The organism is Pseudomonas sp. RT6P73 (assembly GCF_054897715.1).
Map to the genome: position 1 here is coordinate 927,643 of NZ_JBUBUV010000002.1, position 22,338 is coordinate 949,980.

At 60.4% G+C, this 22,338-nt stretch carries 20 protein-coding genes; 10 read left to right on the forward strand and 10 right to left on the reverse strand.

What is annotated here, in order from left to right; all coding sequences use genetic code 11:
• Window positions 1-12 precede the first annotated feature (12 nt).
• From ACYZT6_RS04690 to pcaC, 9 genes are all read left to right on the forward strand, one after another.
• A complete protein-coding gene (locus ACYZT6_RS04690; RefSeq protein ID WP_462025921.1) occupies window positions 13-870 on the forward strand; it encodes a CoA transferase subunit A in 858 nt (285 codons plus the stop codon).
• The gene (locus ACYZT6_RS04695; RefSeq protein WP_462025922.1) at window positions 870-1,649 is read left to right on the forward strand and encodes a CoA-transferase subunit beta; all 780 of its coding nucleotides are present in this window, start codon (window positions 870-872) and stop codon (window positions 1,647-1,649) included. The genes ACYZT6_RS04690 and ACYZT6_RS04695 overlap by 1 nt, the downstream gene beginning before the upstream one ends.
• A complete protein-coding gene (gene pcaF / locus ACYZT6_RS04700) occupies window positions 1,646-2,851 on the forward strand; it encodes a 3-oxoadipyl-CoA thiolase (protein ID WP_462025923.1) in 1,206 nt (401 codons plus the stop codon). Before ACYZT6_RS04695 ends, pcaF begins: the two co-directional genes overlap by 4 nt.
• Window positions 2,852-2,887: 36 nt before the next feature.
• Window positions 2,888-3,592: a protocatechuate 3,4-dioxygenase subunit beta gene (gene pcaH / locus ACYZT6_RS04705; RefSeq protein WP_462025924.1), complete on the forward strand. Its 705-nt coding sequence runs from the start codon at window positions 2,888-2,890 to the stop codon at window positions 3,590-3,592.
• 1 nt (window position 3,593) lies between these two features.
• Complete coding sequence (pcaG, locus tag ACYZT6_RS04710) at window positions 3,594-4,160, forward strand: protocatechuate 3,4-dioxygenase subunit alpha (protein ID WP_462025925.1); 567 nt, start codon at window positions 3,594-3,596, stop codon at window positions 4,158-4,160.
• Between the two features lie 197 nt (window positions 4,161-4,357).
• On the forward strand, window positions 4,358-5,662 hold the full coding sequence (locus tag ACYZT6_RS04715; RefSeq protein ID WP_462025926.1) for an MFS family transporter: 1,305 nt from the start codon (window positions 4,358-4,360) through the stop codon (window positions 5,660-5,662).
• 45 nt (window positions 5,663-5,707) lie between these two features.
• Entirely contained in the window at window positions 5,708-7,072 is a 1,365-nt protein-coding gene (locus ACYZT6_RS04720) for a 3-carboxy-cis,cis-muconate cycloisomerase (protein ID WP_462025927.1), read from the forward strand.
• 11 nt (window positions 7,073-7,083) lie between these two features.
• Window positions 7,084-7,875, forward strand: a complete 792-nt coding sequence (gene pcaD / locus ACYZT6_RS04725; protein ID WP_462025928.1) for a 3-oxoadipate enol-lactonase — start codon at window positions 7,084-7,086, stop codon at window positions 7,873-7,875.
• Window positions 7,876-7,885: 10 nt separating this feature from the next.
• Entirely contained in the window at window positions 7,886-8,278 is a 393-nt protein-coding gene (gene pcaC / locus ACYZT6_RS04730) for a 4-carboxymuconolactone decarboxylase (protein ID WP_462025929.1), read from the forward strand.
• Between the two features lie 173 nt (window positions 8,279-8,451).
• Here the strand turns inward: pcaC and ACYZT6_RS04735 are convergent, their stop codons facing one another.
• The 7 genes from ACYZT6_RS04735 to emhA all read right to left on the reverse strand — a co-directional run bounded on the left by ACYZT6_RS04735 (window position 8,452) and on the right by emhA (window position 18,548).
• Window positions 8,452-9,270: a methyltransferase domain-containing protein gene (locus ACYZT6_RS04735; protein WP_462025930.1), complete on the reverse strand. Its 819-nt coding sequence runs from the start codon at window positions 9,268-9,270 to the stop codon at window positions 8,452-8,454.
• A gap of 21 nt (window positions 9,271-9,291) precedes the next feature.
• Window positions 9,292-9,657, reverse strand: coding sequence for a helical membrane plugin domain-containing protein (locus tag ACYZT6_RS04740; protein ID WP_462025931.1), 366 nt, complete (start codon window positions 9,655-9,657; stop codon window positions 9,292-9,294).
• 27 nt (window positions 9,658-9,684) lie between these two features.
• A complete protein-coding gene (locus tag ACYZT6_RS04745; protein ID WP_462025932.1) occupies window positions 9,685-10,875 on the reverse strand; it encodes an NAD(P)/FAD-dependent oxidoreductase in 1,191 nt (396 codons plus the stop codon).
• A 190-nt stretch (window positions 10,876-11,065) separates the two neighbouring features.
• Window positions 11,066-12,325, reverse strand: coding sequence for an OprD family porin (locus ACYZT6_RS04750; RefSeq protein WP_462025933.1), 1,260 nt, complete (start codon window positions 12,323-12,325; stop codon window positions 11,066-11,068).
• A gap of 440 nt (window positions 12,326-12,765) precedes the next feature.
• Window positions 12,766-14,226 carry an efflux RND transporter outer membrane subunit EmhC gene (gene emhC / locus ACYZT6_RS04755; protein ID WP_462025934.1) on the reverse strand — a complete coding sequence of 487 codons (1,461 nt, stop codon included), beginning with the start codon at window positions 14,224-14,226 and terminating at the stop codon, window positions 12,766-12,768.
• Entirely contained in the window at window positions 14,223-17,387 is a 3,165-nt protein-coding gene (gene emhB / locus ACYZT6_RS04760) for an efflux RND transporter permease subunit EmhB (RefSeq protein WP_462025935.1), read from the reverse strand. The genes emhC and emhB overlap by 4 nt, the downstream gene beginning before the upstream one ends.
• Before the next feature lie 3 nt (window positions 17,388-17,390).
• A complete protein-coding gene (gene emhA, locus ACYZT6_RS04765; RefSeq protein WP_462025936.1) occupies window positions 17,391-18,548 on the reverse strand; it encodes an efflux RND transporter periplasmic adaptor subunit EmhA in 1,158 nt (385 codons plus the stop codon).
• A 266-nt stretch (window positions 18,549-18,814) separates the two neighbouring features.
• On the opposite strand from emhA, the gene emhR reads away from it, so the two are divergent.
• The gene (gene emhR / locus ACYZT6_RS04770; protein WP_462025937.1) at window positions 18,815-19,447 is read left to right on the forward strand and encodes an efflux system transcriptional repressor EmhR; all 633 of its coding nucleotides are present in this window, start codon (window positions 18,815-18,817) and stop codon (window positions 19,445-19,447) included.
• A 238-nt stretch (window positions 19,448-19,685) separates the two neighbouring features.
• On the opposite strand, the gene ACYZT6_RS04775 is transcribed toward emhR, so the two are convergent.
• The 3 genes from ACYZT6_RS04775 to ACYZT6_RS04785 are packed head-to-tail and all read right to left on the reverse strand — an operon-like array spanning window position 19,686 to window position 22,249.
• The gene (locus ACYZT6_RS04775) at window positions 19,686-20,735 is read right to left on the reverse strand and encodes an alkene reductase (protein WP_462025938.1); all 1,050 of its coding nucleotides are present in this window, start codon (window positions 20,733-20,735) and stop codon (window positions 19,686-19,688) included.
• A gap of 23 nt (window positions 20,736-20,758) precedes the next feature.
• On the reverse strand, window positions 20,759-21,925 hold the full coding sequence (locus ACYZT6_RS04780; protein ID WP_462025939.1) for an MFS transporter: 1,167 nt from the start codon (window positions 21,923-21,925) through the stop codon (window positions 20,759-20,761).
• A 3-nt stretch (window positions 21,926-21,928) separates the two neighbouring features.
• A complete protein-coding gene (locus tag ACYZT6_RS04785) occupies window positions 21,929-22,249 on the reverse strand; it encodes an ArsR/SmtB family transcription factor (RefSeq protein ID WP_462025940.1) in 321 nt (106 codons plus the stop codon).
• Window positions 22,250-22,338: the final 89 nt, after the last annotated feature.

Consider the following 22,338-nt stretch of genomic DNA (forward strand, 5'->3'; position numbering starts at 1 on the left):
GGAGCCTGCCCCATGGCTGAAATCCTTTCGCTGCACGACGCGGTGAAGCAATTCGTCAACGACGGCGATACCGTCGCGCTCGAAGGCTTCACTCACCTGATCCCTACGGCGGCGGGTCACGAAATCATTCGCCAGGGCAAGAAAGATCTGACGCTGGTGCGGATGACGCCTGACCTGATCTACGACCAGTTGATCGGCGCCGGTTGTGCTCGCAAGTTGATCTTCTCTTGGGGTGGCAACCCGGGTGTCGGTTCGCTGCACCGTCTGCGTGACGCCGTCGAGAAGCAGTGGCCCCACGCGCTGGAAATCGAAGAACACAGCCACGCCGACCTGGCCAATGCCTACGTCGCTGGTGCTTCCGGCCTACCGTTCGCGGTACTGCGTGCCTACGCCGGTTCCGACTTGCCGAAGGTCAACCCGCTGATCAAAACCGTCACCTGCCCGTTCACCGGCGAAGTATTGGCAGCCGTGCCGTCTGTGCGTCCGGACATCACCGTGATTCACGCGCAGAAGGCTGACCGCAAAGGCAACGTGCTGCTGTGGGGCATTCTCGGCGTGCAGAAAGAAGCCGCGCTCGCCGCCAAACGCTGCATCGTCACCGTCGAAGAAATCGTCGACGACCTCAACGCACCGATGAACTCCTGTGTGCTGCCGACCTGGGCACTGAGCGCGGTCTGCCACGTCCCCGGCGGCGCGCATCCGTCCTACGCCCACGGTTACAACGAGCGTGACAACCGTTTCTACCAGGCCTGGGACCCGATTGCCCGCGACCGTGAAACCTTCACCGCGTGGATCAACGAATACATCCACGGCTGCGCTGACTTCAGCGAGTTCCAGGCCAAGCTGGTCGCTGCTTCGGAGGCCAAGTAATGACTTACACCACCAATGAAATGATGACCGTCGCCGCCGCCCGCCGCTTGAAGAACGGTTCGGTGTGCTTTGTCGGCATCGGCCTGCCGTCGAAAGCCGCCAATTTGGCGCGACTGACGTCTTCGCCCGATGTGGTCCTGATCTACGAATCGGGTCCGATCGGTGCCAAGCCGAGCGTGCTGCCGCTGTCGATTGGTGACGGCGAACTGGCGGAAACCGCCGACACCGTCGTTCCGACCGGTGAGATTTTTCGCTATTGGCTGCAGGGCGGGCGCATCGACGTCGGTTTTCTCGGCGCCGCGCAGGTCGACCGTTTCGGCAACATCAACACCACGGTGGTCGGTGACTACCACCAGCCGAAAGTCCGCCTGCCGGGTGCCGGCGGTGCGCCGGAGATTGCCGGTTCGGCGAAAAGCGTTCTGATTATCCTCAAGCAATCGGCGCGTTCCTTCGTCGACAAGCTCGACTTCATCACCTCGGTCGGCCACGGCGAGGGCGGCGATTCACGCAAGCGTCTCGGTCTGCCGGGCGCAGGTCCGGTCGGCATCATCACCGACCTGTGCATCATGGAACCGGAAGCGGATACCCATGAATTCGTGGTCACCGCGCTGCATCCGGGCGTGCCCCGCGAACAAGTGATTGCCGCCACTGGTTGGGCGATTCGTTTCGCAGACACGGTTGAACACACCGCCGAGCCCACCGACGTTGAATTGAAGGCGCTCAGGGATCTGGAAGCCCGCACCGCCGCCGCCCACGGCCAAGCACCCGGAGAAGCGTGATGCGCGACGTTTATATCTGCGATGCGATTCGCACCCCCATCGGCCGTTTCGGTGGTGGCTTGTCGGCGGTTCGTGCTGACGACCTCGCCGCCGTGCCGATCAAGGCCTTGATGGAGCGCAACCCGTCGGTGGACTGGACGGCAGTGGACGAGGTGTTCCTCGGCTGTGCCAACCAGGCCGGCGAAGACAACCGTAACGTCGCACGCATGGCGCTGCTGCTGGCCGGGCTGCCGGAAAGCATTCCCGGCGTCACGCTCAATCGCCTGTGCGCTTCGGGCATGGACGCCATCGGCACCGCCTTCCGCGCCATCGCCAGCGGTGAAATGGAGCTGGCGATTGCCGGCGGCGTCGAGTCGATGTCCCGCGCGCCGTTCGTGATGGGCAAGGCCGATGCGGCGTTCTCGCGAAATATGAAGCTGGAAGACACCACCATCGGTTGGCGCTTCATCAACCCGTTGATGAAAGCCCAATACGGCGTCGATGCAATGCCGCATACCGCCGACAACGTGGCCGACGATTACGAAGTCTCCCGCGAGGATCAGGACGCTTTCGCCCTGCGCAGCCAGCAGCGCACAGCCGCCGCGCAGGCTGCAGGATTTTTCGCTGAAGAAATTGTTGAAGTGCGCATTGCCCACAAGAAGGGTGAAACCGTCGTCAGCCAGGATGAGCATCCACGTGCCGACACCACGCTGGAAACCCTGGCCAAACTGAAACCGGTCAATGGCCCTGAGAAAACCGTCACCGCCGGCAATGCTTCGGGAGTGAACGACGGTGCGGCAGCGTTGATTCTGGCCTCCGCCGAGGCGGTGAAGAAAAACGGCCTGACCGCTCGCGCCAAAGTGCTGGGCATGGCGAGCGCCGGTGTCGCACCGCGTGTCATGGGCATCGGCCCGGTCCCGGCGGTGCGCAAACTGACTGAACGCCTGGGTCTGGCCGTCAGCGATTTCGACGTGATCGAGCTCAATGAAGCCTTCGCCAGCCAGGGTCTGGCGGTGTTACGCGAACTGGGTATTGCGGACGACGCGGCCCAGGTCAATCCGAACGGTGGCGCCATTGCCCTGGGCCATCCGTTGGGCATGAGCGGTGCGCGTCTGGTGCTGACCGCGTTGCATCAATTGGAAAAGACCGGTGGCAAAAAAGGTCTGGCGACCATGTGCGTCGGCGTCGGCCAGGGTCTGGCCCTGGCCATCGAACGCGTCTGACGCGCAGCCGTGACAATAAGAACAGAGGAAAGCGAAATGACTGACAAGCCTGGTTACCGTCGCCCGCAGGAAGGCACCCAGCCGGACTACCTGCACCCGACTTATCAATCCACCAACCGTCGTGCGCCGTCCAAGCCGTTGGTGTTTTTGCCTCATTCGTTGTCGGAAATCACCGGCCCGACCATCGGCGCCGAGCGTATTAACGAGAAGGACAACGACCTGACGGTGCAACACGCGGGCGAACCGTTGGGTGAGCGCATCATCATCCACGGCCGCGTGCTGGATGAAGACGGTTTGCCGGTGCCGGGGATTCTGGTGGAGATCTGGCAGGCCAATGCCGCCGGTCGCTACAACCATGCCCGCGACCTGCACGACGCGCCGCTGGACCCGAACTTCACCGGCACCGGCCGCACCGTGACCGATGCCGATGGCGGGTACCAGTTCCAGACCATCAAGCCCGGCGCTTACCCGTGGGGCAACCATCACAATGCCTGGCGCCCGGCGCATATCCATTTCTCGCTGTTCGGGCCGAGCATTCTGACGCGGCTGGTCACGCAGATGTATTTCCCCGGCGACCCGTTGCTGGCTTATGACCCGATCTACAACTGCGTCCCCGATACCAGTGCCAAAGAGCGTTTGATCGCCACGTTCGATCTGGAAAAAACCATCCCTTCCTATGCCCTCGGTTATCGCTGGGACATCGTCTTGCGTGGTCGCGAAGCCACGCCGATGGAGAAATAAGATGACGCTGAACGCGACCACGTCCCACACCGTCGGACCGTATTACCACATCGGCCTGACCTGGCTGAACCGTGAAGACCTGACCGTTGAACAAACCCTCGGTGAGCGCGTGGCGATCACCGGGCAAGTCGTTGACGGCAACGGCGATTTCGTCAACGACGCGATGCTGGAAGTCTGGCAGGCCAACGCCGCCGGCAAATACGACCACCCCGAAGACGATCAGGCCAAACCCCTGGACCCGAACTTCGAAGGCTTTGGCCGGGTGCCGGTGGATGCCGAAGGGCGTTTCCGGTTCACGACCATCAAGCCTGGAACGGTGGAAGGCCTGAAGGGCTCGACCCAGGCGCCGCACCTGGTGGTGCTGGTGTTTGCTCGCGGGTTGGTGAAGCACTTGCTGACACGGATTTACTTTGAGGGCGAACCGGCCAACGTCGACGACCCGCTGCTGGAATGCGTGCCGGCTGAGCGCCGCAGTACCTTGCTGGCGAAGAAGGATGCGTCCGGTGTTTATCAGTGGAATGTCATCCTTCAGGGCACCGATGCCGAGACGGTGTTCTTCGATTACTGAGTTGGCTTGTGACCTTCGCGGGCAAGCCTCGCTCCTACGGGTTTTGAGCCGGTCACAAAATGGATGGTCAACGCAAAACCCGTAGGAGCGAGGCTTGCCCGCGAAGGCGTCCTAAAGTGCGCCACAGAATGTTCCTGCGGAACGGGACTGTTGCAAAGTGTGTCTAGACTCTCACCGTCCCCATTGAGTGAAAAACAATGACAACCCCCACCGCTATTCCAGCGCACTACACGGGCGAAGAGCGCAGTAAGCGGATCTTCGCAATTGTTGGCGCTTCGTCCGGCAACCTCGTCGAATGGTTCGACTTCTACGTCTACGCCTTTTGCGCGATCTATTTCGCGCCAGCCTTTTTCCCGTCCGACAACCCCACCGTGCAGCTGGTCAATACCGCTGGCGTGTTCGCGGCCGGGTTCCTGATGCGACCGATTGGCGGCTGGATTTTTGGCCGTGTCGCGGACAAGCATGGGCGCAAGAATTCGATGTTGATCTCGATTCTGATGATGTGCTTCGGTTCGTTGCTCATCGCGTGCCTGCCGACCTATAAGGACATCGGCGTCTGGGCGCCGATCATGCTGCTGTTCGCCCGCTTGCTCCAGGGCCTGTCGGTGGGCGGGGAGTACGGCACCACCGCGACCTACATGAGCGAAGTCGCCCTCAAGGGCCAGCGCGGTTTCTTCGCCTCGTTCCAGTACGTTACGCTGATTGGCGGGCAGTTGCTGGCGGTGTCGCTGGTGGTGGTCCTGCAACAGTTCCTCACCGAAGATGACCTGCGTGCCTACGGCTGGCGGATCCCGTTTGTGGTCGGTGCGGTGGCGGCATTGATTTCGCTGTTTCTGCGTCGTTCTCTGAAAGAAACCACCAGCAAGGAAATGCGCGAGAACAAGGACGCCGGGAGCATCCGCGCGTTGTTTCGCGACCACAAAGCAGCATTCATCACTGTGCTCGGTTACACCGCCGGTGGCTCGCTGATTTTCTACACTTTCACCACGTACATGCAGAAGTACCTGGTAAACACCGCTGGCATGCACGCCAAGACCGCCAGTTACATCATGACCGGCGCGCTGTTCCTTTATATGTGCATGCAGCCGCTGTTCGGCATGCTCGCGGACAAGATAGGCCGACGTAACTCGATGCTCTGGTTCGGTGCATTGGGGACGCTGTGCACCGTGCCGATCCTGCTGAGCCTGAAAAGTGTCAGCAGTCCGTTTCTGGCCTTTGTGCTGATTACCGTGGCGCTGGCGATCGTCAGTTTCTACACATCCATCAGTGGCCTGGTCAAAGCCGAAATGTTCCCGCCGGAAGTGCGCGCACTGGGTGTCGGCCTGGCCTATGCGGTGGCCAACGCGATCTTCGGCGGCTCGGCGGAATACGTCGCCCTGAGCCTTAAAGCCGTGGGCATGGAAAACTCCTTCTACTGGTACGTGACGGTGATGATGGCGGTGGCGTTCTTGTTCAGCCTGCGCTTGCCGAAACAGGCGAAGTACTTGCACCACGACCTTTGATCCATCTGCATGGGCTGGACTGGCCCACGCCTTAAGGGACTGCTTATGAACCAGCGACCGGGCAATCAATTGTTCGATGCCTATTTCACTGCCCGCGATATGCGTGACGTGTTCTGCGATCAGGGCCGGGTTCAGGCCATGCTTGATTTCGAAGCGGCATTGGCGCGGGCCGAGGCGCGGGTTGGCTTGATTCCGCAGACGGCTGTCGCCTCGATCGAAGCCGCCTGTCGGGCCGGGCATTACGACTTCGCCGCCCTCGGCGAGGCGATTGCCTCGGCGGGCAACTCGGCGATTCCGTTGGTCAAGGCGTTGGGTAAACAGATCGCGGCCCACGATGCCGAAGCCGAACGCTACGTGCATCTGGGCGCAACCAGTCAGGACGTGATGGACACGGGGCTGGTGCTGCAACTGCGCCACGCACTGGAATTGATCGAAAGCGATCTGGCGCAACTGGGCGAAATCCTCTCGACCCAAGCCCGGCGCTACGTCAGCACTCCGCTGGCGGGACGGACCTGGTTGCAGCACGCAACGCCCGTCACCCTCGGCATGAAAATCGCCGGTTGGCTGGGCGCCATAACCCGCAGCCGTCAGCGTTTGCGAGAACTCAAACCGCGCCTGCTGGTGCTGCAATTCGGCGGCGCCTCCGGAACACTCGCGGCCCTCGGCGAACAGGCGATGCCGATTGCCGAAGCCTTGGCCGGTGAACTGCAACTGACGTTGCCGGACCAACCCTGGCACACCCAGCGTGATCGCCTGGTGGAGTTCGGCGCGGTACTCGGTTTGATCGCCGGCAGCCTCGGCAAACTCGGCCGCGATATCAGTCTGTTGATGCAGACCGAAGCCGGCGAAGTGTTTGAGCCGTCGGCACCGGGCAAGGGCGGTTCCTCGACCATGCCGCACAAACGCAACCCCGTGGGCGCTGCGGTGCTGATCGGTGCGGCGACGCGCGTTCCGGGTTTGCTCTCGACCCTGTTCAGCGCCATGCCTCAGGAACACGAACGCAGCCTGGGCCTGTGGCATGCCGAATGGGAAACCCTGCCAGAGATTTGCTGCCTGGTGTCCGGCAGCCTCAAGCAAGCGCTGCTGGTGGCGGATGGGCTGGAAGTGGACGCGGAGCGCATGAGCCGCAACCTCGACCTGACCCAAGGCCTGGTGCTCGCCGAAGCGGTAAGCATCGTCCTCGCCCAACGGGTTGGGCGCGACACCGCGCACCATTTGCTTGAGCAATGCTGCAAACGTGCGGTGGCTGAACAACGTCATCTGCGAGCGGTACTCGGCGACGAGCCGCAAGTGACCGCTGAGCTTTCTACCGTTGAACTCGATCGTCTGCTGGACCCCGCCCACTACCTCGGTCAGGCCCATACCTGGGTCGAGCGAGCGGTGGCTGAACATATTGCGTTGACTGCCTGAAGGAGATTGCTGTGGCTTTCGTACAACTCGCCGAGGGCGAACTGCACTACCAACTTGATGGCCCGGCGAATGCGCCGGTGCTGGTGCTGTCCAACTCGCTGGGCACTGATCTGCATATGTGGGACGCGCAAATCGCAGCGTTCTCCGAGCATTTCCGAGTGCTGCGTTTTGACACCCGTGGCCACGGCAAATCGCTGGTCACGCCGGGGCCGTACAACATCGAGCAACTGGGCCGCGACGTGCTGGCGCTGCTGGATGCGTTGCACATCGAGCGCGCACATTTTTGCGGTCTGTCCATGGGTGGTTTGATCGGTCAGTGGTTGGGCATCAATGCCGGCGATCGATTGAACAAGCTGGTGGTGTGCAACACCGCCGCGAAAATCGGCGATCCGTCGGTGTGGAATCCACGGATCGAAACCGTGCTGCGTGACGGTCCGGCCGCCATGGTCGCCTTGCGCGATGCGTCGATTGCGCGCTGGTTCACCGCAGATTTTGCCGAGGCGAATCCTGCTGCCGCGAACAAGATTACCGACATGCTCGCGGCCACGTCGCCTGAAGGTTATGCCGCCAATTGTGCCGCCGTGCGTGATGCCGACTTCCGTGAACAGCTGACCTCGATCAAGGTGCCGCTGCTGGTCATCGCCGGCACCGAAGACGCGGTGACGCCGCCGTCCGGCGGGCACTTTATTCAGGAGCATGTGCAAGGCGCCGAGTACGCCGAGTTTTATGCCGCGCACCTGTCCAACGTCCAGGCCGGGGCTGATTTCAACGACCGTGTGCTGGCGTTTCTGTTGGCTCATTAAGGGGATTGTTGTGGACGAGAAACAACGTTACGACGAGGGCCTGAACGTCCGTCGCGCGGTGCTCGGCGATGCCCATGTCGACCGCAGCCTGAATGCGCTGACCGAGTTCAACTCGGAGTTCCAGGAAATGATCACCCGCCATGCGTGGGGTGACATCTGGACCCGTCCGGGCTTGGCGCGTCATACCCGCAGCCTGATCACCATCGCCATGCTGATCGGCATGAACCGCAACGAAGAACTCAAACTGCACCTGCGCGCCGCCGCCAACAACGGCGTGACCCGCGGCGAGATCAAGGAAGTGATCATGCAGAGCGCGATCTACTGCGGCATCCCGGCGGCCAATGCGACGTTTCATTTGGCGGAGTCGGTTTGGGATGAGCTTGGCGTCGAATCCCGAGATTGATCTTCGGGTTTTGTATTGTTTGAACTGACGCCTTCGCGGGCAAGCCACGCTCCCACAGGTCCTCGGTGAACACGAAACAGACGTTCACCGCGGTCCTGTGAGAGCGTGGCTTGCCCGCGAAAGCGGTGATGGGCTTGATACATCAATTGGCTGGATAACCACTTCGCGATCAATCAAACCGTGGCGACAAAGAAGATCCGCTTGAACGGAAACAGCGTATGCCCATCACTTTCTTGGGGGTAATGCGCATGCACCCGCATCATGAAGTGATAAATGAACCGCGCCTGGGCGTCATCCTTCAAACCTTGCATCACCGCTCGCAAAGCCGAGACTTTGATCCAGTCATAAATCGGCGATTTGCCATCGACCACCTGCAACTGCTCGGTTTCCCAGATATCCAGCGTCCGGGTGAGCGGTGAAAGCAACCGGTAGTAATTTTCCAACGACAGCAACGGCCGCGCAGCCATCGTCTCGCGCAATTGCGGAGAACCGAGCGGTTTACCGTCGGAACCGCCATCGTTGAGGGTGTCGAGCATCAATTGATACCACAGCGCATCCCGCCAGTCGGGCATGTGCGCGGCCAGACAACCGCCCGGGTTGAGATAACCGAGCAAACGCGGCAGCAATTGTTCGTGATCATCGATGAAGTGCAGCACGGCGGCGGCAAAGAGCAGGTCGGCGGGTTGCTCCGGTTGCCAGTTCTGTAGATCGCACTGTTTCCACTGCGCCTTGATCGGTAAGCATCTGGCCTCCCCAAGCATCTGCTCAGAACTGTCGACACCTACCAGGCGCGCGCGGGGCCAGCGCTTGAACAGAGCTTGCGTCCCGATGCCGGTGCCACATCCGAGGTCGTAGATGCGCTTGGGGTTTTCGAGGTCAACTCGGTCGAGTAGCTCGTTCACCGGTCGTTGTCGAAGTCGCGAGAATTGCTGGTAGGCCTTGGCGTCCCAGTCAGCGGGGACATTCCTTGCAGTTTGCAGTTTGGTGCTCATGAGGTTGTCCTCTCTGGCAGTTCAGAGCTGTCTTCCAATGACGTTGAGGGTTTTGAGTGCAAACCCCACACCTCGTCGGGTATCAGGTTCGCGCAACAATTTCAGCAGTTGATAAAAGCCGGGGGGCTGCTCGTTTGCTGCGCTATCGGCTTTTGCCATGCGTACGGCGTTGCTGACGCTAAAGGTGGCAGCTGTTGCGTTCTCGAAAAGCTGAGCAAGCTTTTCCACCATGGGCGGATCCAGCAGGTCGACGAGGTCGCTGACCAGAGAAAGCAGGTCCACGAGGTTGTCCAGCCGACCACCGTCAATCAACGGTTTCAGCTTTTCCATCAGTGCGTTTAATCCAGGGCTGATGGCGGGTGCGATTGATTCATTTACCAGGTCCATGACGATTCATCCTTTCCCTGTGCAGGGTCAAAGCATTCCGCGGGCGACAGCCCAGTACAGTCCGCGATTGAATCCGTTTCTGAGTAACCCACCGAGTTTGGTGGGCGGGGTTGGCAGGACATCGTGGCAGTAGTCGTATCTGAGCGGCATTCCGGCATACAGCCCCATCTGCGCCACCGCCTGAACGCTTCCGTCGTAAACGGCGATGGTGGTGCCCAGACGAATTTCGCCGGCGATGTTGTTGACGATTACAGGGGCCTGGTTATGGCAGGCGCCTCCGGCCTTGCTGACAGGCAGGTCGCAGCTGTCACCGATCACGTAGACGCCGTCCAGACCGTAGACCTGCAGAGTTTCGTGGTTGGTGGGCAACCAGCCCTCGTTGTTGCAAGCTTGGGAGGCTCCGGACTCCAGCACGGCGTCCACGGCCCTGATCGGTGGTGTCGCCATCAGAATGTCAAAAGATTGCTCGTCACCTTCTTCGGAGTACGCAATTTTTTTATCCGGATCGACCCGCTTCAGAGTGAAGCCGCGTTGAAAACGGATATTTTTCTGCTCGAAAATACTCGGCAGAATCTCCCCCGTCGGCCGTTGCAGGAACAGGCAGTTACGCATTAGTTGAGCCGTGGTCGGGTAGGTGTAGATGATTTCCACCTTGTCTCGCACGCCACGACGCCGAAGGAAATCATCGAGCATCAAGGTGGTTTCGACAGGCGCGATACCGCATTGATGCGGGACGTTGGGCGTTTTCGGGAAGGACACGGTAATGAAGATGCGGCCTTGTTCGATGGTGCTTAATTTTTGCGCCAGTTGCTTGGCGGGCTCGTACTGATAGAAATGATCGCCGGCTTCTTTCAAGCCTTCGATGCGTTCCGGGGCCGGTACGCAGCCTGTGGCGATGACCAGAAAATCATAGTCGTAAACTTTGCCGCTACGGGTTTTCAGGCGTTGCCCGGGGAAATCAAAACGTGTCACTTCTTCAACTTTGAACTCGATTTCCGGACGCAACAGTGAACGCTCGGGGCGCTTGAGTTCTTCCTGGAAAAACAGGTTGAACGCCACGTACATGAACGCAGGTTTATAGAAGTGATCGGGGGAATTGGACAGCAGTATGATCGAGACTTCGCCGCGCAGGATTTCCGAATACAGCTTGCAGGCCAGCTGATTGGCCAACATGGTTCCACCTACGCCGCCACCGACGATAACTATTCGCTTGCTCATACCTGACCTCCGCGGTCATGGCAGCTTCGCGTACAGCATCCGGAGATAACGGAAGAAAACAGGGGCTCCTACATCAGGGCTGGAGAATTAGACACACTTTTTGACTGTATCTGCCAACTCGCAAAACGCCAGTCAAGCCGACAGGTGGTACAGGCAGCGGCCTTTAACTTCGTCCGCTGCCCGGGTTCGGTTACAACAAACTGATCGGATAGCTGACGATCAACCGATTCTCGTCGAACTCGTTATTGCTGAAGTCCCTGCGAAGGGTCGAGTTGCGCCATTTGACGTTGAGGTCCTTGAGCGCGCCGCTCTGCACCGTGTAGCCCAGTTCACTTTCGCGACCCCATTCCTTGCCGTCGGTGATGGTGCCGGTGTGCACGTTGTCGCCGCTGATGTAGCGGTTCATCAGGGTCAGGCCGGGGATGCCGAGGGCGACGAAGTTGTAGTCGTGACGCAGCTGCCAGGATTTTTCCCGGGCGTTGTCATAACTGGCGTTGTAGCTGTCGTTGGCCAGGGTGCCGCCGCTGGTGCCGTTGACACGCATCCAGGCGCTGTCGCCGGTGAGCTTTTGCAGGCCGACGTAAAAGGTGTGGCCGCCGTACTTGGCCGAGAACAGGCCCGACCAGGTCTTGTTGTCCAGATCGCCGGCCCGGGCGCTGCCGTCATCCTTGCCATAGAAGAAACCCAGGTTGGCGCCCAGCGTCCAGTCGCCGATGGGCTGGCTGTGAATCAGGTTCACGTATTGCTGGCTGTAGATGTCCTTGAGTTCGGCATTCCACAGGCCGATCTGGGTGCGCTTGTCGTTAAAAGCGTATTCGCCGCCCTGGAAGTTGAAGCGATCGGAGGTGAAGGACGGTTTTCCGGTCATCGACAGGTCACTCATGCTGCTGTCGTCGCGCGGGCTGTTGGCGCGGAACTGCCCACCATAGAGCGTCAGGCCGGCGATTTCTTTCGAGGTGATCTGGCCGCCACGAAAGGTTTGCGGCAGGGAGCGACCGTCGTCCGAGCGCAGGATCGGCAGCACCGGCATCCATTCGCCTACCTTGACTTCGGTCTGCGACAACCTGGCCTTGAACGCAACGTTGGTACGACCGAAGTTGTCCGCCGGACGACCGTCGTGATCCAGCGGCAGCAACTGCGTCCCGCCCGTGCCTTTACCGCCGTCGAGCTTCACCGAGTACAAACCCAGCACGTCCATGCCGAACCCGACGGTGCCCTGGGTGAAGCCGGACTTGGCGTCGAGGATGAAACTTTGCGTCCACTCTTCTGCCTTGCCCTGGGCCTTGGTCGGGTTGGTGAAGTTGCGGTTGATGTAGAAATTGCGCAGGTTCAGGTTGACCCTGGCGCCTTCGACAAAACCCGATTCCTCGGCCATGGCGGGCAGGGCCGCACCGGCCAGAGCGATGGCGATCAGGCTTGGGAAGTAATACTGCGTGGTGGAAGGCGTCATGGGCTCGGGTCTCTCTAATTGTTAGGGATGAAACGGTTCGGTGCCGCAACGCTGGGGTTGCAGACAAAGATTCAAATGGATGAAAAACGGGAGCGGGATCAGCCGGACAGGGCAGGGCGCGGGGGCATGGTGTCGAACCTGATTTATTGGTCTTGTGCGACGAATGGTGCGGGGGATGGACGGGGTGGTTCAATCGGGGAAAGCGGGTTTTGGGCGGTTATCGAACGTATGTTGGCTTGAGGTTTTGTGTTGTCTGGGCTGGCCTCTTCGCGGGCAAGCCTCGCTCCTACGGTTTGTGCGGGGCTCATGGAATATGAGTTCGACGCGAATACTGTAGGAGCGAGGCTTGCCCGCGAAGAGGCCATTACTGACACCACACCTTTTCCCGCAGCCAACAAAAAGCCCACCAAAAGGTGGGCTTCATGTTTAAAGCAGCGCTGTCAAAACATTCTCATCTTCGGCGCTTCTTCTTTCAGCGGTTCGACTTTCGCCGTCTGCTCGTTCCAGCCACCACCCAGTGCCTTGTACAGATTGACCGCACTGACCAGCTGCGCCAGACGATCCGTGATCAGCACTTGTTGCGCACTGAACAGCTGACGCTGGGCGTCAAGGAAGGTCAGGTTGCTGTCGACACCAATGCGGTAGCGACGCTCGGCCAGACGGTAGTAGTCCTGGTTGGCGGTGACGAAATCACGCTGCGCCTGCAACTGATCGGTGTAGGTCTGGCGGGCGGCCAGGCCGTCGGCGACTTCCTGGAAGGCCGTTTGAATGGACTTCTCGTAGTTCGCCACGCCGATGTCTTTCTGGATTTTCGAGTAATCCAGGCTGGCGCGCAGGCTGCCGGCGTTGAAGATCGGCAGGTTGATCTGCGGCGAGAACAGCCAGGTGCCCGAACCGCCCTTGAACAGACCCGACAGGTCCGGGCTCAAGGTGCCGGCATTGGCCGTCAGGCTGATGCTCGGGAAGAACGCCGCCCGTGCCGCGCCGATGTTGGCGTTGGCCGCTTTCAGGTTGTACTCGGCCTGGAGGATATCCGGACGACGTTGCAGCAAGTCCGATGGCAGGCCGGCCGGGACGTCGCTCAGCAAATCGTCAGCCAGTGGCTTGGCGGCTTGCAGATTGGCCGGGATGCCGGTGCCGAGCAGCAGCACCAGGCTGTTTTCGTCCTGCGCGACCTGACGGGTGTACCTGGCCAATTGCGCCCGGGCGTTTTCCACCGAGGTGCGCGACTGGGCCAGGTCCAGGGCCGAGGCGACACCCACTTCGTTGCTGCGCGCGGTGAGCTTGTAGCTCTCCTCGAACGCACCGAGGGTGTCCTGGGTCAGCTTCAGCAGTTCCTTGTCGGCCTGCCAGGTCAGGTAGGCGTTGGCCACGCTGGCCACCAGGCTGATCTGCGTGCTGCGACGACCTTCTTCCGTGGCGAAGTACTTTTGCAGGGCTTCTTCGCTGAGGCTGCGAACCCGACCGAACAGGTCGAGTTCATAAGCGCTGATGCCGACCGTGGCGGAGTAGGAACTGGTGATACCCGCTTCGCCCGTCTGCGAGGCACGTGCTGGAACGCGCTGACGAGTGCCGGTGCCATTGGCCGAAACAGCCGGGAACAGATCGGCACGCTGGATACGGTACTGAGCCGCGAACGCGTCGATGTTCAGGGCCGCGACACGCAGGTCACGGTTGTTTTCCAGCGAGACCTGGATCAGCTGTTGCAGGGCCGGGTCATGGAAAAACTGCTTCCAGCCCTGTTCCGCAGCCGCCTGGTTCGGCGCCTGGGCCGACGAGTACGCCGGACCTTGCGGGTATTGGGCCGCCACCGGTGCTTCAGGCTGCTGATAATCGGGAATCAGCGAGCAGCCGCTCAGCACGAAGGCGGCAACTGCGATGGAGAGTAGCGACTTGCTCATTGGCCAGCCTCTTTAGAAGGTTCAATAGCGTCGTCCTGGTCGGCGATTTTGCGCTGGCCAATGGATGACACGGTGACGAAGAACAGTGGGACCCAAAAGATCGCCAGGACCGTGGCGGTGATCATACCGCCAATGACGCCCGTACCGATGGCATGTTGGCTACCGGAACCTGCGCCCGTGGAAATCGCCAGCGGTACCACGCCGAGGACGAAGGCGAGCGAGGTCATGATGATCGGTCGCAAACGCATCCGGCATGCTTCGATCGCCGCTTCGCGCAGGCTACGCCCTTGCTCATGAAGTTCCTTGGCGAACTCGACAATCAGAATGGCGTTTTTCGCTGCCAGACCGATGGTTGTCAACAGGCCCACCTGGAAGTAAACGTCGTTGGACAGGCCGCGCAGGCTGGTCGCCAGCAGCGCACCGATGATCCCCAGCGGCACCACCAACATCACCGCGATCGGAATCGACCAGCTTTCGTACAGCGCCGCCAGGCACAGGAACACCATCAGCAACGACAATGCGTACAGCGCCGGAGCTTGCGAGCCCGACAGACGCTCCTCGTACGACAGACCGGTCCAGGAAATACCCACACCCGCCGGCAGTTTCTGGGCGAGGGCTTCGACTTCGGCCATCGCTTCGCCGGTGGAATAGCCAGGCGCCGGGGAACCGAGGATTTCCACCGCTTCGACGCCGTTGTAACGGGCCAGTTTCGGCGAACCGTAGATCCACTCACCCTTGGCGAACGCGGTGAACGGCACCATGGTCCCGGCGCTGTTACGCACGTACCACTTCTTCAGGTCTTCAGGGCTCATGCGCGCACCCGGCTGGCCTTGCACGTAAACCTTCTTCACCCGACCACGGTCGATGAAGTCGTTCACATAGCTACTGCCCAGGGCAATCGACAGGGTGTTGTTGATGTCGGCAATGGTAATGCCCAGCGCACTGGCCTTCTCGTCGTCGATTTCCAGCTGGTATTGCGGCTCGTCGTTCAGACCGTTCGGGCGCACTTGCGTCAGCACTTTGCTTTGCGCCGCCATGCCGAGGAACTGGTTACGGGCAGCCATCAGCTTTTCGTGACCGATACCGGCGCGGTCTTGCAGGAACACGTCGAAACCGGTGGCGTTACCCAGTTCCAGTACTGCCGGTGGCGCGAACGCAAACACCATGGCGTCGCGGAAGGTGAAGAAGTGCTGTTGGGCACGGGCCGCGACTTTGAACACGTTGTTGTCGGCGTTACGTTCTTCCCACGGCTTCATCATGATGAACGCCATACCCGAACTCTGGCCACGGCCGGCGAAGTTGAAGCCGGTCACGGTAAACACCGAGTTCACCGCATCGCCTTCACCGCCATCCTTGCCGGGACGCAGCAGGTATTCACGCATCTGGTCCACGACCACCTGGGTACGCTGGGCCGTAGAACCGGCCGGGGTCTGCACCTGGGCGAACAGTACACCCTGGTCTTCTTCCGGCAGGAACGCCGTTGGAATGCGGGTGAACAGCCAGATCATGCCGACCACGATGATGAGGTAAGCCAGCAGGTACGGCGCTTTGTGCGTGAGCATGTTGCCCACGCCTCGCTCGTAGCTGCGTACGCCACGGTCGAAATTGCGGTTGAACCAGCCGAAGAAGCCGCGTTTCGGAGTGCCGTGCTCGCCTTTCGGAATCGCCTTGAGCATGGTGGCGCAAAGTGCCGGCGTGAAGATCAGTGCGACCATCACCGACAGCGCCATCGCCGAAACGATGGTGATCGAGAACTGCTTGTAGATCACACCCGTGGAGCCGCTGAAGAACGCCATCGGCAGCAGTACCGCCGACAGCACCAGCGCAATACCCACCAGTGCCCCCTGGATCTGCCCCATGGATTTCTTGGTGGCCTCCTTGGGTGACAGGCCTTCTTCACTCATGACCCGTTCGACGTTTTCCACCACCACGATGGCATCGTCCACCAGCAAGCCGATGGCCAGCACCATACCGAACATGGTCAGGGTGTTGATGCTGAAACCGAACGCCGCGAGGATCCCGAATGTACCCAGCAATACCACCGGTACGGTCATCGTGGTGATGACGGTGGCGCGGAAGTTTTGCAGGAACAGGAACATCACCAGGAACACCAGCACGATCGCTTCGACCAGGGTTTCAACCACACCCTTGATGGACTCGGTCACCACCGGCGTGGTGTCGTACGGGAACACCACTTCCATGCCTTCCGGGAAGAACGGCTTGAGGGTGTCGATGGTCTTGCGCAGGGCTTTGGCAGTGTCGAGGGCGTTGGCGCCGTTGGCCAGTTTCACCGCCAGGCCGGAAGCCGGGGCGCCGTTGAACTGGGCGTTGATGCTGTAGTTCTCGCCACCCAGGCCGACGTCGGCGACATCTCTCAAGCGAACCTGGGAGCCGTCCTTGTTGACTTTGAGCAGGATTTTGTCGAATTGCTCAGCGGTCTGCAGGCGGGTCTTGCCGATGATCGTCGCGTTCAGCTGGGTGCCGGGCAGGGCAGGCAGGCCGCCGAGCTGGCCGGACGATACCTGGACGTTTTGCGCGGCGATGGCGGTTTTGACGTCGATCGGGGTCAGGTTGAAGTTGTTCAACTTGGCCGGGTCGAGCCAGATACGCATGGCGTACTGGGAGCCAAACACCTGGAAGTCGCCCACGCCGGCTGTCCGCGAAATCGGATCCTGCATGTTGGACACGATGTAGTTGGACAGGTCGTCCTTGGTCATGCTGCCGTCACGCGAGACCACGCCGATTACCAACAGGAAGTTCTTCACTGCCTTGGTCACGCGGATACCCTGTTGCTGCACTTCTTGCGGCAGCAGCGGGGTGGCCAGGTTCAGTTTGTTCTGGACTTGAACCTGCGCGGTATCGGAGTTGGTGCCTTGCTCGAAGGTCGCGGTGATGGTCATGGTGCCGTCGGAGTTACTTTCCGAGGACACATAACGCAGGTTGTCGATACCGTTGAGCTGCTGTTCGATCACCTGAACCACGGTGTCCTGCACGGTTTGCGCGGAAGCGCCCGGGTAGGCCACGGAAATGGCGATCGCCGGAGGCGCAATGCTCGGGTATTGGTTGATCGGGAGTTTGAGAATCGATAGTGCCCCGACCAGCATGATCACCAGGGCAATTACCCAGGCGAAAATCGGACGGTCGATAAAAAATTTGGACATGGTTTACTCCCCTTTGCCGCTGGAAGCCTTATCAGCTGCCTGTGCGGGGGCCGGGTTCTTTGCGCCAACGTTAGTCGCTTCACTGGCTTTGACTTCGATGCCAGGTTTGACGAATTGCAGTCCTTCGGTGATCAGGCGATCGCCGGCCTTCAGGCCATCTTCGATCAGCCATTGGCTGCCGACAGTGCGGCTGGCCTTGAGCTGACGCAGTTCAACCTTGTTGTCGGCTCCCACGACCAGTGCGGTCGGTGTGCCTTTGAGGTCGCGGGTCACACCTTGTTGCGGTGCCAGAATTGCTGCGCTGTTTACACCGGCCTGCAACTGGGCGTGAACGAACATGCCGGGCAGCAAGGTGTGATCAGGGTTGGGGAACACCGCACGCAGGGTAACGGAGCCGGTGGTCTGGTCAACCGAGACTTCGGAGAACTCGAGCTTGCCTTCCTGTTTGTACTGGCTGCCGTCTTCCAGGGTCAGCTTGACCGCTGCTGCGGTTTCACCGGCCTTTTGCAGGCGACCGCTTTCCAGTTCTCGGCGCAGTTCAAGCAGCTCCACGGAGGACTGGGTGACGTCGACATAGATCGGGTCCAGTTGCTGAATGACGGCCATGGCGTCCGCCTGGCCGCTGGTAACTAGCGCGCCTTCAGTCACATTGGAGCGGCCGATGCGGCCGGAAATCGGCGCGTAGACCTTGGTGTAGCGCACATTGATCTGAGCGGTTTGCAGCGCGGCTTCCGATTGCATGCGGTTGGCCACGGCCGTGTCGTATTCCTGACGGCTGACAGCCTGTTCGTTGACCAGCTGCTTGTAGCGATCAGAGATCGATTTCGTCTGTTGCAGGTTGGCTTCGGCGCTTTTCAGCGTAGCGTCATAGACCGACGGATCGATCTGATACAGCTGCTGGCCGGCCTTGACGTCGCCGCCTTCCTTGAACAGACGCTTGAGGATGATGCCGTTGACCTGTGGGCGAACTTCGGCGATGCGGAACGCGCTGGTGCGACCCGGGAGTTCGGACGTCAGGGTGAAGGCTTGAGGTTGCAGGGTAACCACGCCGACCTGAGGAGGCGGTGCGGCGGGTGCCGCTTCTTCCTTTTTGCATCCGCTGAGCAGTGATGCGAGGGCGACGGCGGCGACCAGAGCGGTAACAGCTGGCTTGAATTGCATGAAAATCCTCGGGTCAGGCGCGCAAGAAACGCACTAGAAAATGTGGAAGGGTAAAAAATGAGTGCCGGGTGGATAAGTAGCTTGCTAAGGAATATACTTACGTTCATGGTTGTTTGTAAACACCTTGACTGCGTATCCACCCTGTTACCAACGCCCGTCAAAGGTTCGAATTGTAAGCCGGGGACGAGACCCGAGAGCGCTCGCCCCACTTTTGTTCAGCGGCTGTTCAGACATCGCTGAAGCATCCTGATTGAGGTTTTACTGCCATGGTCCGTCGTACCAAAGAGGAAGCTCAGGAAACCCGCAGCCAGATTCTGGAAGCGGCAGAGAAAGCCTTTTATGAAAGGGGCGTGGCGCGTACGACGTTGGCGGACATCGCAACCCTGGCCGGCGTGACTCGCGGAGCCATCTACTGGCATTTCAGCAACAAGGCGGATCTGGTGCAGGCCATGCTGGATAGCTTGAAAGAGCCGCTGGATGAAATGGCCAGGGCCAGTGAAAGTGAAGATGAACTCGATCCGCTGGGCTGCATGCGCAAACTGCTGATTCATTTGTTTCATCAAGTTGCCCTGGACCCGAAAACCCGACGCATCAATGAGATTTTGTTTCATAAGTGCGAATTCACCGATGAAATGTGCGACCTGCGCCAACAGCGTCGTGAGGTCAGCCTCGATTGCAACGTGCGAATCGCCCTGGCCCTGAGTAATGCAGTGAATCGGGGGCAAATGCCCGAGGACCTCGACGCGGCCCGCGCGGCTATCAGCCTCCACGCGTACATCGATGGCATGCTGTATCAGTGGCTATTGGCCCCCGACAGTTTTCAACTGCACACCGAAGCCGAGCGTTGGGTCAATACAGGGTTGGACATGCTGCGCTTGAGCCCCAGCCTGCGCAAATAAACAAAATGCGTAACTGGATCCGGTGATGTCAACCATAAAGGCGGGCGTTGATACCTTCAATGCTCGCCTTGTTGCAATGGGGTGCTTTTATATACGCACGCTCGCCAGGATGAAAGGTAGCGAACTCCGTATTTTGTAGGGATTTTGTGTCGAATGTGTGAAGCCGTGTGAGCAACTCCGGCGCAATAAAAAGCCCCGGCTCTTTAGAGTCGGGGCTTTTGCTTTTCAAGGATGACGCTTACATCACTGGATAGTCGATGTAGCCGACCGGGCCCTTGGCGTAGAACAGCTCAGGACGCGCTTCGTTCAGCGGCGCATCAGCCTTCAAGCGCGCCGGCAGGTCCGGGTTGGCAATGAACGGCACGCCGAAGGCGACCGCATCGGCCTTGCCGCTGGCCAGCCAGGCGTTGGCGCTGTCCTTGGTGAAGCGTTCGTTGACGATGTACGGGCCGCCGAAGGCTTCTTTGAGTTGTGGGCCAAGGCTGTCGCCGGCTTCTTTCTCACGGGAGCAGATAAAAGCGATGCCACGTTTGCCCAGTTCGCGAGCGACGTAGGTGAACGTCTCGGCCAGGTTGTCGTCGCCCATGTCATGGGAGTCGGCACGCGGTGCCAAGTGCACACCGACGCGGCCAGCGCCCCAGACTTCGATCGCGGCGTCGGTCACTTCCAGCAGCAGGCGCGCACGGTTTTCCAGGGAGCCACCGTAGTTGTCTGTGCGCTGGTTGGTGCTGCTTTGCAGGAACTGATCGAGCAGGTAACCGTTGGCACCGTGGATTTCCACGCCGTCAAAACCGGCGGCCTTGGCGTTTTCGGCACCGGTGCGGTAGGCGTCGACGATGTCGGCGAGTTCAGCGGTTTCCAGAGCACGCGGCGTCGGGTAGTCGGCCAAAGGACGAACCAGGCTGACGTGACCCTTAGGCTGGATGGCACTCGGTGCGATCGGCGCTTCGCCGTTCAGGTACGACTCGTGGGAAACCCGGCCCACGTGCCACAGTTGCAGGAAAATCTTGCCGCCGGCACCGTGGATCGCTTTGGTCACGTTGGCCCAGCCACGTACCTGATCGTTGGACCAGATACCCGGGGTGTCCGGGTAGCCGACGCCCATCGGCGTGACCGACGTGGCCTCGCTGAGGATCAAGCCGGCCGAGGCGCGTTGAACGTAGTATTCGGCCATCAGCGCGTTCGGCACACGGCCTTCGTCGGCGCGGCAGCGGGTCAGCGGCGCCATGATGATGCGGTTGGCCAGCTCGATGTCGCCCAGTTTGATTGGATCGAAAATAGTCGTCATTTCAGTACAACCCTCGTGAGGTATCAGTTAGTCGCAGGAGCCAGTTCGGGATTACCGCTCTGACGGAAAGTAATCAGGGTCACCAGCAGGGCGAGTACCGCCAGTGCTGCTGCCGCGAGAGGCACGCTGGTCAGGCCGAAGCCGTGGGCGATGACGCTGCCGCCGACCCAGGCACCCAAGGCGTTGCCAATGTTGAAAGCGCCGATGTTCAGGGTTGACACCAGGTTCGGTGCGGCCTTGCCGTAGGTCACCACGTTCACTTGCAGGGCGGGCACGGCGGCGAAGCACGCGGTGGCCCAGAGGAACAGGGTGATTTCGGCAGGGATCAGCGCGACGCTGGTCCAGGTCAGTACGGTCGAGATCACGGCCATCGAGATGAAGACACCGATCAGCGTCGCGGCCATGCCTTTGTCTGCCAGCTTGCCGCCGATGATGTTGCCGACGGTCAGGCCCAGGCCGATGAGCATCAGGGTCCAGGTCACGCCTTTGGGCGAGACGCCGGTGACATCGCCGAGCAGCGGGGCGACATAGGTGAACAGGGTGAATACGGACGCGGCGAACAACGCAGTCATGCTCAACGACAGCCAGATCCCGGCGCCTTTGAGGGCGCGCAGCTCGGCGCGCATGTCGAGTTTCTCTTCATCGCGCTTGGCCGGAAGGAAGCGGATCAGGCCGATCAACGCGATCACGCCGATGACGGTCACTGCCCAGAAGGTCGAACGCCAGCCGGCTTCCTGACCGAGCGCGGTGCCCAGCGGGACGCCGAGCACGTTGGCCAGGGTCAGGCCGGTGAACATCAAGGCCACGGCCGATGCGCGTTTGTTCGCCGGAACCAGACCTGCCGCCACCACCGAACCGATGCCGAAGAACGCACCGTGGCAGAGGGCCGTGACCACACGGGCAAACATCAGCACGTTGTAATCGGTCGCCATCGCACAGAGCAGGTTGCCGATGATGAAAATGCCCATCAACGCTACCAGTGCAGCCTTGCGCGGTAATTTGGCAGTGGCCAGTGCCATGAACGGCGCACCGATGGCCACGCCCAGGGCGTAACCGGTCACCAGCCAGCCCGCGCCGGGAATCGACACGCCAAGGTCCGCCGCCACATCGGGCAGCAGGCCCATGATGACGAACTCGGTGGTGCCGATGGCGAAGGCGCTCAAGGCCAGAATGAGGAGCGAGAGGGGCATTGTTTAATTCCTTGTCGGAGCGCTGAGCTCCTTGACGATGGCCGCGAGGAACGCCTGGATCACGTCCTCGTTGCGTTTGAAGAAATGCCATTGACCGGCTTTCTGGCTGCTGATCAGTCCCGCACGTTGCAAGGTCGCCAGATGGGCGGACACGGTCGACTGCGACAGGCCGCAGCGTTGATCGATCTGTCCGGCGCAGATGCCGTACTCGTGGTTGTGGATCTGTTCCGGGAACTGGGTTTTGGGATCTTTCAGCCAGGTGAGGATGTCTCGGCGTACTGGGTGTGCCAGGGCTTTTATTATTTCGTCGAGGTCGATGGTCATGGGCTTGGGCTCGTGATGAGTAAAACGCTGTATCGCGATGAGGCGAACTTTAAATCGCTACTTCGCGATATACCAATATGATTTTGGTC

Bases quoted from the DNA above. Each gene is read 5' to 3' on its own strand.
- ACYZT6_RS04690 (WP_462025921.1), top strand. From the start codon at position 13: ATGGCTGAAATCCTTTCGCTGCACGACGCGGTGAAGCAATTCGTCAAC.
- ACYZT6_RS04695 (WP_462025922.1), top strand. From the start codon at position 870: ATGACTTACACCACCAATGAAATGATGACCGTCGCCGCCGCCCGCCGC.
- pcaH (WP_462025924.1), top strand. From the start codon at position 2,888: ATGACTGACAAGCCTGGTTACCGTCGCCCGCAGGAAGGCACCCAGCCG.
- pcaG (WP_462025925.1), top strand. From the start codon at position 3,594: ATGACGCTGAACGCGACCACGTCCCACACCGTCGGACCGTATTACCAC.
- ACYZT6_RS04715 (WP_462025926.1), top strand. From the start codon at position 4,358: ATGACAACCCCCACCGCTATTCCAGCGCACTACACGGGCGAAGAGCGC.
- ACYZT6_RS04720 (WP_462025927.1), top strand. From the start codon at position 5,708: ATGAACCAGCGACCGGGCAATCAATTGTTCGATGCCTATTTCACTGCC.
- ACYZT6_RS04735 (WP_462025930.1), bottom strand. From the start codon at position 9,270: ATGAGCACCAAACTGCAAACTGCAAGGAATGTCCCCGCTGACTGGGAC.
- ACYZT6_RS04740 (WP_462025931.1), bottom strand. From the start codon at position 9,657: ATGGACCTGGTAAATGAATCAATCGCACCCGCCATCAGCCCTGGATTA.
- ACYZT6_RS04745 (WP_462025932.1), bottom strand. From the start codon at position 10,875: ATGAGCAAGCGAATAGTTATCGTCGGTGGCGGCGTAGGTGGAACCATG.
- ACYZT6_RS04750 (WP_462025933.1), bottom strand. From the start codon at position 12,325: ATGACGCCTTCCACCACGCAGTATTACTTCCCAAGCCTGATCGCCATC.
- emhC (WP_462025934.1), bottom strand. From the start codon at position 14,226: ATGAGCAAGTCGCTACTCTCCATCGCAGTTGCCGCCTTCGTGCTGAGC.
- emhB (WP_462025935.1), bottom strand. From the start codon at position 17,387: ATGTCCAAATTTTTTATCGACCGTCCGATTTTCGCCTGGGTAATTGCC.
- emhA (WP_462025936.1), bottom strand. From the start codon at position 18,548: ATGCAATTCAAGCCAGCTGTTACCGCTCTGGTCGCCGCCGTCGCCCTC.
- emhR (WP_462025937.1), top strand. From the start codon at position 18,815: ATGGTCCGTCGTACCAAAGAGGAAGCTCAGGAAACCCGCAGCCAGATT.
- ACYZT6_RS04775 (WP_462025938.1), bottom strand. From the start codon at position 20,735: ATGACGACTATTTTCGATCCAATCAAACTGGGCGACATCGAGCTGGCC.
- ACYZT6_RS04780 (WP_462025939.1), bottom strand. From the start codon at position 21,925: ATGCCCCTCTCGCTCCTCATTCTGGCCTTGAGCGCCTTCGCCATCGGC.
- ACYZT6_RS04785 (WP_462025940.1), bottom strand. From the start codon at position 22,249: ATGACCATCGACCTCGACGAAATAATAAAAGCCCTGGCACACCCAGTA.